Genomic DNA, 6699 nt, shown 5'->3' with positions numbered 1-6699 from the left:
AGTTACCGCAATCTTCGATGTTACATTGGAAGGAGAACTGATCAGCGTGCAAACAAAAGTGAATTATACCCAGCCGAATAATCGAGAAAAACTGGAGAAGTCCATTCAAAAACAATTGCATGAGGATGCCCTTAAATTGTTGAACAAGACCATTCATCAATGGAATGTCGATTGTTATCGGATCAACAATCGAGTGGTATCCACTTTTTCATCGGTGCAAGAGTGGGATGCTTTTAATTGGAGCAGTCATTTGAAGAAAATGAAGTATGAAGTTAACATTTCCTTTGTCATGCGGCGATATGGTGGTCAAGTAGGGCCTGCGATTGAAGGTGATCAGGTTTCATGAGCAAGCATGTTGTGTTGTTTACTATTTTAGGTTTATTCTCGATCTGGGGCTGCGTATATGTGGGAAGCCTTGCTCCTTCGCTTTGGAAGCAGAAAAATTTTAGAGGAGCGATTGGTGTAAGTATATTAGCGGGCATCACGTTAGTTGTTCCTGTTTTAGTCAGAATAATCGGAGAGGAATAAAAAAATAAGGCCTTTGCTAACTGCAGAGGCCTTATTTATATGGTTGCCGCAACATTAGTAAGCAATTTCTTTATCCAGTTACAGCATCTACTCGTGATTGATCAGCATTAATGCAGCGTTTGCATACCGTGATCGATGAGCCGTTTTTTGTCGCTCGCGGATAAAGCAATTTGATTCTAGTACGATTGCAAGTAGGGCAGGTGCCTCTGCCGCGTGATGGGAGGTTCCAAAGCGTTCGTCCTCTTTTTGATTTTGCCATCGATTATTCCTCCTTTCCGTTCAAGTACTAGTTAAAACAATTTGTTTCATAACTGTATTTTAATTCCTGTTCAGGTAGGTTTGAAAGATAATAAATGACTATAATTAAACTGTTTCTTTTTTGTCGCCTATCTTTAAACTAGCAGCAAGCAAAATGAAGATGATGAGCATTAGCACGGCTAGCGCCGGAGCAAAGTTATCAAATAGATCGGATGTGAAGCCGATAAATAGAGGGCCAATGCATCCTAATAAGTAACCGCCAAATTGCATGACAGCTGATAATGATGTCGCTTCTTCCGCACTTTTAGCCTCTTGAATTGGAATAAGGATTGCTAGTGGAAACAGACCGCCAGCACCAATACCTAGAAAAACAGCAGCAAACCATGGAGAAAAATGCAAAAGCAATAAAACAATTCCGATCAGTTCCGAAACACCGCATACGAGCAGCCAAGTTTTTCTACGGCCAGTTTTACTTACAAGCATTGGAATGAAGAAGCTAATAGGAATTTGAATAACAGTAAATAATGTAAGGACAAGACCGGATTGCGAATGGCTTAAACCTAACGATTGAGCAATGGGAGCGAGCCAAGCAGTTATCGAATAAAAAATAGCGGCCATACATCCAAAAAACAAGGTAAACAACTGTACACGTTTATTTTTGACGAACAAGGATGAGATCGGAATAACGGTTCTATTTGTTCCTTTTTTCTTTAATAGCGGGAGAAGCAATAGAGAAGCGGGCAGTGCCAGAATACCCCAGAAGCCTAAAGAGTATTGCCACGATTCATTTAATTTATGGAATAAAGGCACAGAGAAGCTGGATGCAATCGCAGCCCCAATGACCATAGCTACAGAATATACTCCTGTTATGCCCGGCTTATTTGGAAAGTGTTTTTTTATAAAGCCTGAAATTAATGGTCCTGCAATTCCAATTCCAATACCCGTGAATAGCGATGTCGTAATTAAGAAAAGACTGCTATTTGCGAATACACGAAGGGAAGTGGCTGTCAGGATCAAGAGCATAGCCACAAGCAATGACTTTTCTATTCCTAAATGGGAATTCAGCTTTATCGCCAAAACAGCAAATATCCCCATACAAAGAACGGGCAGTGTCGTCATCAAACTTACGGTGACCCCGCTCATTCCTAAATGGGATTGAATAATATCAAATAATGGACCGACCGAAGTAATCGATGGTCTTAAATTCAAGGATACAAGAAATATAACTAAAATAAGATACATATAACGCATAGGAAACATCCCCTTCTTGGTTGTTGCACTCATTATAGTTTTGTATTTATAATAGTTCAATACTATATATTCTATAGAAACGATAGCATTTAACTATCATAAAAGAAGGGATGTTACTATGGAAATTAGACAATTACAATACTTTCTTATGTTGTGCAATGAATTGCATTTCTCTGAAGCGGCATACAAATTAGGGATTTCACAACCGACGTTAAGTCAACAAATACGGGTGATGGAAGATGAGCTAGGCGTTCCTTTATTCGATCGGATTGGTAAAAAAACGGTTAAAACCGAGGCGGGAGAGCTTCTTGAAAGCTATGCTTTGAACATTGTTCAACAATTAGAAAACGCCAAAAAGGCGGTATCCGATCTTACCAATCTGGATGCTGGTCAATTGCGAGTAGCCGTGCTGCCATCGGATCTCGATTATCGATTAACTTCATTGCTCGTTGATTTCCACAGGGAACTGCCAAATACAAAGGTTCAAGTTATACCATCGATTGATATTTCAAATAAAGTGCTGAACAATGAGGTTGATATTGGTGTTGGTCTAGCGATTCAGTCAGATCCAAGGTTAACTCGTATTCCTTTCTATACCGAATCGTACAGCCTATACGTAAATAAAGAACATCATTTGGCAGCGCAGGATATTATTTTGCCAGAACAATTATTAGAGATCCCTTTTGTAATGTTCCCCAAAGGTTTTTATGGACGTGATTTAATTGACACATGGTGCAAAGAGCAAGAAATATCTATACACACCATTATGGAGACAGGGTCTGTTACATCTTTGTTTCAGCTCGTAACAGAAGGAATTGGGGCTACCATACAACCAAGCCAATTGATTGAAAGCTTCCGTTCGATGAATATCTGTGCGATTCCGATTAAACATTCACCGACGCGAGAGTTAGAAATTTTTTATCGCAATGATCGATATTTGAGTCGTGCGGCTAAAGTTTTTATGAAGCGGTTGGAACTGTTTTTTTGAGGAAGTAGTTGCAATTACGTTTACTTTTATGTAAAAATTTAGATGGAATTATTGATTGATAGGCTGAGAGGAGCGGATCATTTGAAAGAGGAAACTGAAATAGAGATGGTCGAAGTAGCGCCATTTAAGGCGCTGGCAGTGCGGACAGGAATGACGCCAGACAAGAGTGGTACAAGGGTGGCTTGGAGCAAGCTGACTGAACATGTGCCGCTGGACGATGAACGGCTGACTTCAGTACAATCAGCGTTTGTATTCATCCCTCAGCAGCAATGGGATAAGGAAGTGGATACACTTTGGGTCGGTCTTAAGGTTAAAGAGTTTGGCATCGTGCCTGAAGGCGTTGAAGCGCTTGAAGTTAGCGGTGGACTGTGTGCTAGCTCTCGCGTGTATGGCGATGAGACGAGCATGTGGGGTGTTTATGAGAAGATGTTCTCCTGGCTGGAGCAGTCACCGGACTACGAGCTTGATAAACGTGATGGTGTACTCGGCATGGAGACGGTTCCGCTCAAGCCAATCAATGCGTTGACTATTCCTTATTCAGACATCAAAACCTTCGATTTCACGATGCTCTATCCCGTTCGGCAGAAGCTGATCAAATGACAACTTTTTGTTTATTTGATATCACCGCTGTCTCTAATAATCACTTTAACGGTAAACTCTTGTTTTAGTTTCGGAAACCATACTGTTTTCCAGTTTTCGCTTTGATTCTCCGTCATCTTATTACGGTAATATTGTCCCAGCCCCAAAATATCCGATTTATGAGCTTGAAGTCTGCTGAGTAGATTAGAGTATCTCTTAAGCATTAAAGCTTCCAGCTCTTTTTCAACCTCTGCATTCGTAGGGTTTCCCTTCTCTTCTTCAATAACGCCTATTAATTTCATATGGCTCTTGATGTTTGGAGTGGAACCAGACCAACTCGCTTCATTGTGAACACGAGCGCTATCGATCATAACGGTTGCATTATTCATGAGTTCAACCGTTCCTCCTGAATATTGACCTTGGTAAAGGTTGTATATTAGAGTCTCTTCAATTGACATTTTCCCGACCATACGATCCCTGTTCATTATGGCAGAACCAAGGGACATAAAGGGCGTAGTAGCCCCTTTCGCAATAAGTGGGATTGCAGTATCCTCTGTTTGTACATACATTCCGCGGTAGGCTTCCCAAATGTGAATAATGGAAATATTCGGTGTCCAACCAGACTCCTTGCCAAAAAAATCATAAGCGGATAAACCGATATTCACCTTTTTCTTATCGTGCATTAGCTGTGAGAAATCTCCAGATACAATAGCGACTAATGCTTTCGGTGAAATTTCTCTTGAACGGATAACAAATTCGATGGCGTCTTTAATGCTTTTTCTTGCCGTGGTTTCGCTTATGAGCAGCAGCTTTAAGTGCAATAAATCAACACTTTCCTCTGCATGGGTTCGGAGCATATCAACAGCCTTGTCGATCGATTTGGCTTCTGCTTGCAGCGTTCTTGTTGAGTTGTTTTGTTGGCTTGGAATGCGTAAAAAAACTTGAACATTGCCCTCCTTGCCTTCCGTTATTCCCATAATGACAGGCAGCATACGTTTATTAATGTCTTTATTATTCCAGCAGCCTCCTAATACGGCGAAGCTGCAGCATAATAATATGAACGCAATAAGAGGCTTATATCTCATGCCAGCTACCTCCTTTTTACCATACCCATAATGAAAATAGCTAAAGGTATCGCGAAAATACAGTAAAAGCGGAACCATGTATCCATATTGATGAGAACTTGAACAGCATTCCAAGTGGGGAGAAACCCTGCAAGCGCAACGACTGAAATAGCGAGAATGATCACGATGACGGGTATAGAGGAAATGAGATAAAGCTTTTGAATTAATTGGATCATCATCCAAAGTAGAAGAGCAGCATAAACAAAAACAGAAATGAGCGTACAGGTAATAAAAAATAATGTTAGTCTATCAAACATAATCCAACTGATATCGATGGAATCCATGGATATGATGGTTGGGAATTGAAAGCGAGACGAGGTTTCGCGGCCGAATATAAAAAGCGGAATATAAACGAGAGCAATATAAAAAAATAGCAAACTCACATAAGTTAAAAAAATGGATTTGCTTTTTTTTAATATTGGATATTTATAGAGAGGGATAAATCCTAAGAACAAAAATCCAGAGTGTGCAATAAAACTCGAGTAAAAATCAGCGCTGGCCATGAATGAAAAGGTTTTATCTAACAGCGGATAACCATTCTTTAAATCAAAATTGCCAAACGAAGTGAAAAACGAAAAAAGTGTCACTGGCATACAAATGATAAAAAGAATAAGAGTTGCTCTTATGATCGTAAGAATTCCTTTCCAAGCCGCATATAGAGGCACGAGTACCAATAATGCAAGTGACCATAGCGGATATTCTGGAAGGAAGGTCACGGTCAGCATTTCGGAGTGAACCCGGAGAATGACACAAACATCGATAAAGAAGAACAGGAGCAACGGGGCAAGAATGAAGCGTGCAGCCCATTTTCCTGTTATTTCATTAAAAATATCGACAAGATCCATTTTTGGAAAACCAGCAAGACCTTTTAGATACAGCCACATTAAGATCCATTCCAACATAAATCCGATTAAAATAGGCTCCCAATGACCGCTTTTTGTAGACGCGATCGTTTTTTCAGGGAAAACTAAAAGAATGGTAGCAATATGAACTAAAAAAAATGTAGTTAATGGTGCGAATTTACTCATTAGAACCTCCAGATTTTATACTCGAGTTCACATACGGGTAGTGGAAAGTAGTCATACTTGATAAGTAAAAACAAATCCAGACGACCCCAACGAGCGTGCCTAGCAGGCCATAAACCGCGCTGATTAACAAAACAACGTATTTTAGGATTCGAATCATATACGCATTTTGGTAGCTGACTAACGTGAAATTGGCGATTGTTGTCGCAGCTAAAATAATGATTAATAAATTACTGACCAATTTTGCCTGAACAACGGCTTGGCCAAGTATAATTCCCCCTACCATCGTAGTGGTGGGTCCTATACTCTTTGGAAGTCTTATGCTCGCTTCGATAACCATCTCCAAAATGCCAAGCATGAACAAAGCTTCGACGAGTGCGGGATAAGGTACACCTTCTCTGCTTAGTGCCACAGATAAAGCCAGTTGAATACGAAGAACCTCTGGATTGACCGCAACCAAGGCAACATAAAGACCTGGTGCTAGAAGGCTTACGAACAATCCGAGAATCCGTACCATGCGTATGGTAATCATATAAACGAATGGATAGTTGCGATCCCCTTGCATACTCCAAAGATCGGTCACAAAACCAGGCATAGCCATTGCAAAGGGATGATGATCCAAAAAAATGATGATGCGGCCTTCCATTAAATGCCGAACGGATTCTGAAGGAAGCTCAGTTGAAAGGAATGGAGGGACAAGGCTGTACTTTGGCAATCCTAGCATTTTTGATAAATCTTGAATGCTTTCAATTTCAGTGTCTTTATGTTTCTCCAAAAGGGAGTTGATATGGTTTACAAATTTTTTTTGAGACCTGCTTTTTATGTAAAACATGCTGACTTGGCGGGGATTAAACGAGCCTACTGAATAAGAACTGACGATTAAATGATTGGCTGTTATTTTGGATCGCAACATGCCGATATTCGTATTGATATCTTCCGTAAACGC

General features: G+C 40.3%; 9 protein-coding genes. 4 read left to right on the top strand and 5 right to left on the bottom strand.

Translation table 11 applies throughout. From position 1 onward, the window contains the following. Both AC1DSE_RS27360 and AC1DSE_RS27355 read left to right on the top strand, forming a co-directional pair. On the top strand, window positions 1–346 hold a 346-nt coding region (locus AC1DSE_RS27360), incomplete at its 5' end, for a Ger(x)C family spore germination C-terminal domain-containing protein (RefSeq protein WP_477528505.1). After that, a complete protein-coding gene (locus tag AC1DSE_RS27355) occupies window positions 343–528 on the top strand; it encodes a hypothetical protein (protein ID WP_441882019.1) in 186 nt (61 codons plus the stop codon). The genes AC1DSE_RS27360 and AC1DSE_RS27355, both read left to right, overlap by 4 nt. A gap of 70 nt (window positions 529–598) precedes the next feature. On the opposite strand, the gene AC1DSE_RS27350 is transcribed toward AC1DSE_RS27355, so the two are convergent. Both AC1DSE_RS27350 and AC1DSE_RS27345 read right to left on the bottom strand, forming a co-directional pair. Beyond that, window positions 599–787: a hypothetical protein gene (locus AC1DSE_RS27350; RefSeq protein ID WP_339208474.1), complete on the bottom strand. Its 189-nt coding sequence runs from the start codon at window positions 785–787 to the stop codon at window positions 599–601. Window positions 788–891: 104 nt separating this feature from the next. Continuing rightward, on the bottom strand, window positions 892–2037 hold the full coding sequence (locus tag AC1DSE_RS27345; RefSeq protein ID WP_477512620.1) for an MFS transporter: 1146 nt from the start codon (window positions 2035–2037) through the stop codon (window positions 892–894). Between the two features lie 118 nt (window positions 2038–2155). Here AC1DSE_RS27345 and AC1DSE_RS27340 point away from each other — a divergent pair, with 118 nt between their 5' ends. Together AC1DSE_RS27340 and AC1DSE_RS27335 are read left to right on the top strand one after the other, a co-directional pair. Then, complete coding sequence (locus AC1DSE_RS27340) at window positions 2156–3025, top strand: LysR substrate-binding domain-containing protein (protein WP_441882025.1); 870 nt, start codon at window positions 2156–2158, stop codon at window positions 3023–3025. An 81-nt stretch (window positions 3026–3106) separates the two neighbouring features. After that, entirely contained in the window at window positions 3107–3625 is a 519-nt protein-coding gene (locus tag AC1DSE_RS27335; protein ID WP_477512621.1) for a GyrI-like domain-containing protein, read from the top strand. An 11-nt stretch (window positions 3626–3636) separates the two neighbouring features. Here AC1DSE_RS27335 and AC1DSE_RS27330 read toward each other — a convergent pair whose 3' ends face one another. The 3 genes from AC1DSE_RS27330 to AC1DSE_RS27320 form a co-directional block, all read right to left on the bottom strand. After that, a complete protein-coding gene (locus AC1DSE_RS27330; protein ID WP_441882031.1) occupies window positions 3637–4689 on the bottom strand; it encodes a Ger(x)C family spore germination protein in 1053 nt (350 codons plus the stop codon). Between the two features lie 5 nt (window positions 4690–4694). Further along, on the bottom strand, window positions 4695–5756 hold the full coding sequence (locus AC1DSE_RS27325) for a GerAB/ArcD/ProY family transporter (protein ID WP_477512622.1): 1062 nt from the start codon (window positions 5754–5756) through the stop codon (window positions 4695–4697). After that, on the bottom strand, window positions 5749–6699 hold a 951-nt coding region (locus AC1DSE_RS27320), incomplete at its 5' end, for a spore germination protein (protein WP_477528504.1). The genes AC1DSE_RS27320 and AC1DSE_RS27325, both read right to left, overlap by 8 nt.

The sequence above is a fragment of the Paenibacillus sp. 01L418 genome (genome assembly GCF_056400045.1).
This window is presented reverse-complemented; position numbering and strand designations above follow the sequence as displayed.

Coding starts and splice junctions, on each gene's coding strand:
- AC1DSE_RS27355 (WP_441882019.1), top strand. CDS start 343: ATGAGCAAGCATGTTGTGTTGTTTACTATTTTAGGTTTATTCTCGATC.
- AC1DSE_RS27350 (WP_339208474.1), bottom strand. CDS start 787: ATGGCAAAATCAAAAAGAGGACGAACGCTTTGGAACCTCCCATCACGC.
- AC1DSE_RS27345 (WP_477512620.1), bottom strand. CDS start 2,037: ATGCGTTATATGTATCTTATTTTAGTTATATTTCTTGTATCCTTGAAT.
- AC1DSE_RS27340 (WP_441882025.1), top strand. CDS start 2,156: ATGGAAATTAGACAATTACAATACTTTCTTATGTTGTGCAATGAATTG.
- AC1DSE_RS27330 (WP_441882031.1), bottom strand. CDS start 4,689: ATGAGATATAAGCCTCTTATTGCGTTCATATTATTATGCTGCAGCTTC.
- AC1DSE_RS27325 (WP_477512622.1), bottom strand. CDS start 5,756: ATGAGTAAATTCGCACCATTAACTACATTTTTTTTAGTTCATATTGCT.